Source organism: Microcoleus sp. B3-D2 (assembly GCF_036705345.1).
Lineage (GTDB): Bacteria > Cyanobacteriota > Cyanobacteriia > Cyanobacteriales > Microcoleaceae > Microcoleus.
In genome coordinates this window covers 1-2139 of the sequence record NZ_JAUBUG010000174.1, presented here as the reverse complement: position 1 = coordinate 2139, position 2139 = coordinate 1, and the positions used below count along the sequence as shown (strand labels likewise).

The window sequence follows — 2139 nt, the reverse complement described above, 5'->3', positions numbered from 1 at the left end:
AGTCTTGGCCGGGGAGTCGCATCCGCAAACAATTAAAGCGGTTTGACTGTTTACGTGATGCGATCGAAGATGTCCTAGGCCTTGCATCCTAACCGCCTTGGCGGTTGCTATATTTGTGGACTGGTTCTCTCAATGGCATTCAGCTTCAAATTTGGGGAACTTGGATATTTTATGCAATCTTGGTCGATTTAGGTGATGCCGTTGCTGACCAACTCTCTTTACCAATAGATTCGATTTCATTAGAGATGATTTACCGGGGTCTTTACCATTTTTATGTAGCCCGCCAACAAGGTAAGGCAACTGATCCGAGAGAGTATTTCGCCGCGCCAGAAAATCGGGATTTAGGTATTGTTAAATCTCAACGAAAGCCCAATGTTAAGTTAATTGTTGCACCTTTCCCCGATCGACAGCGAGGCTCCGATCGATATTTCTTTGATTGGAGTTTAGACTAAGCACAAATTGACCCAGCTAATGCTGAGGGGAAAAAATGGTTAATCAGATGGTTGATCACAGAGAGATGGAGAGGTTAACTTGTGAATTTTGATGAATTTTGGAACTGACCTTTACCCTTTTTAACCACAGGATACCGACATCTTCGAGTCCGAGGTTTTCCGGTAGGCCATCCGGGCGACTTTCCTCGCGGTTTGGGGGCAAGAGCCGGAGTCCCAATCTTGATTAAAAGTGGAAGCATTGATTGTGCGACCCTTCCAGGCGTCAATTGAGAGAGCGGTTTTTGCCTGCAGTAAGCAAGTTTCTCTAACCAAATCTTTCGCTAGCCATAATTGCCAGGTGAGCAATGGCATCAAATCGCTCCACCGTTGACACTGCGAGCGGGGTACTTAACTGTGGAATTGTCCAATGCAAGGTTTGCTTAGCTAAGCGATACCAATGCTCAATCGCAAAACGACGTAGATATTGTTGCCAAATTTCATTCAGAGGTGGCATTTGGAAACCGACCCAAACTAACCACAAAGGTTGAGTTTTTAATTGGTCTGTTTCAGCTTCTAAGCGTTCTACTAAAATCAGGCTCATCGGATGTTGGGCAGTGGCTCGAAAATGCAAGTTATCCCATTGTCTTAGCCTGATTCGACCCCTTTTGAGTTCCTGGGTTAAGAAAGTTTGTTCTGGTTTCCACCAACTTTTAGGGTCGTTAAGTTTAAATTTGTCCCCATGAGTTTTTGGTCGTCCTTTACCAGTATAAGGTGGAGGTGCTGACCACAAGCAACGATTGGAACGAATGCGCATCAGTTTATCAGCATCAATGGTTGCGGTTGCTTCTACCAAAGTCGCACACCCATATTCACTATCGAACAGGGCTAGTGGTCGATGCTCAAGGGATTGACATACTTGTCCTAGTTGTTGAGCGCCTTTACCTATCGGATTTTCCCAACTGGTAATACGTTCATGTCGCAACGGCAGCGCCCAACTTTCTTGAGATGAAGGTATCCAGGCAATCGTACTATATCCTTGACCGATACCAACAGGTACGCCGTGAGGCGAGGCATTGGGTTGATGTTCATAGGTGCGCTCTTTGAGGGTAGCTGCATGGGGTCTCAACCATGCTGTATGGTCTATAGCTAATACCGGGCGTTCCACTTGTGACATCTGTTTGATGTATAGTTGCATCAATTGTTCTGGGTCTGGTCTACAATCTTGTAGCGCTTCATAAATACTTGACCACTGACGCCGAAATAAGGGATTGAGAGCCAAGTCTGCTAAACATGAAACGTGGCGCGTCGTCATCGCTGCATCTGCTAGTTCAAAGGTGGCATCCTTGCCAAGACCAAGGCATTGATAAGCTTGTTGACGAAATTGCTGTAATTGTTGAAAATTCATTGCAGGCAGATTTGAGATTTTTTGGTGAATTCTCAATTTTCTGTCAAGGTGCTGCCTGTTGAATCAATCGCAGGCAGTTTTTTTGGCAAGCTATTTTACCCTGCCCGTCAAACGGTAGACGAACCAAGGAAACGGAATTCGCACTCAACGCAGCTCATTTGTCTGTCTTACATGATTGAGCGGCTTGGGTGCGTGAAGCACCGTTTAGTCTAAACTCCAATCTTTGAGATACAGCATATTCCAGGTTTATGAAGTACAGTAGCAGCAGCTTGTAAACCAGTTTTTTAAGTGCTTAGGATTGAC

1 protein-coding gene and 1 pseudogene are annotated in these 2139 nt (G+C 45.2%); one reads left to right on the top strand and one right to left on the bottom strand.

Going from position 1 to position 2139, the window contains the following annotated elements; all coding sequences use genetic code 11:
• Positions 1 to 104: 104 nt before the first annotated feature.
• A pseudogene (locus QUB14_RS28485) lies at positions 105 to 452 on the top strand (IS4 family transposase); the annotation flags it as partial.
• A gap of 304 nt (positions 453 to 756) precedes the next feature.
• On the opposite strand, the gene QUB14_RS28480 reads toward QUB14_RS28485, so the two are convergent.
• The gene (locus tag QUB14_RS28480; protein WP_333221599.1) at positions 757 to 1836 is read right to left on the bottom strand and encodes a transposase; all 1080 of its coding nucleotides are present in this window, start codon (positions 1834 to 1836) and stop codon (positions 757 to 759) included.
• Between the last annotated feature and the right edge of the window lie 303 nt (positions 1837 to 2139).

Coding starts and splice junctions, on each gene's coding strand:
- QUB14_RS28480 (WP_333221599.1), bottom strand. CDS start 1,836: ATGAATTTTCAACAATTACAGCAATTTCGTCAACAAGCTTATCAATGC.